Genomic DNA, 621 nt, shown 5'->3' on the forward strand with positions numbered 1-621 from the left:
CGGGGCCAGACGGTGCTGTTTCCGGATCGGCTTGATGACTGGATTAGCGAGGATGACCTTGTTCGGGTCGTTGATCTTTTCGTTGATGAACTTGATCTCTCGGGCCTTGGTTTCGAGCGTTCATCGCCGGCGCGGACGGGCCGCCCGGGCTATCATCCCTCGGTTCTGCTGAAGCTCTTCATCTATGGCTACCTGAACCGCATCCCGTCCAGTCGCCGCCTGGAACGGGAGGCCGGGCGGAATGTTGAGCTGATGTGGCTGACCGGTCGCCTGGTGCCCGATCACAAGACCATTGCCGATTTCCGGCGCACGAATGGTTCTGCGATACGACGTACCTGTGCGCAGTTCGTCGAGTTGTGTCGCCGGATCGGAGTTCTGAACGGAGACTGCGTTGCCATCGACGGCAGCAAGTTCAAGGCGGTGAACAGCCGTGACCGCAACTTCACCAGGGGCAAGATCGCCAGCCGGATCGCGCATCTCGAAGCGAGCATCGAGCGCTACATCGACGAGATGGTTCAAATCGATCGTCAGGATGAAGGTGAGGTTCGGGCGGAAAAGGTATCCAACCTCGGTCGGCGGTATGGTCGCATCCGGCAGGAGATCCAGCGCCTGCAGGCTTTG

The 621-nt window shown here is 59.9% G+C and carries 1 protein-coding gene; it reads left to right on the forward strand.

All coding sequences use genetic code 11. The features are described from left to right. The coding region (locus tag AX756_RS24815; RefSeq protein WP_438938423.1) for a transposase at positions 1–621 on the forward strand (621 nt) is incomplete at both ends.

Source organism: Aliiruegeria sabulilitoris (genome assembly GCF_001558155.1).
Taxonomy (GTDB): domain Bacteria; phylum Pseudomonadota; class Alphaproteobacteria; order Rhodobacterales; family Rhodobacteraceae; genus Tropicimonas; species Tropicimonas sabulilitoris.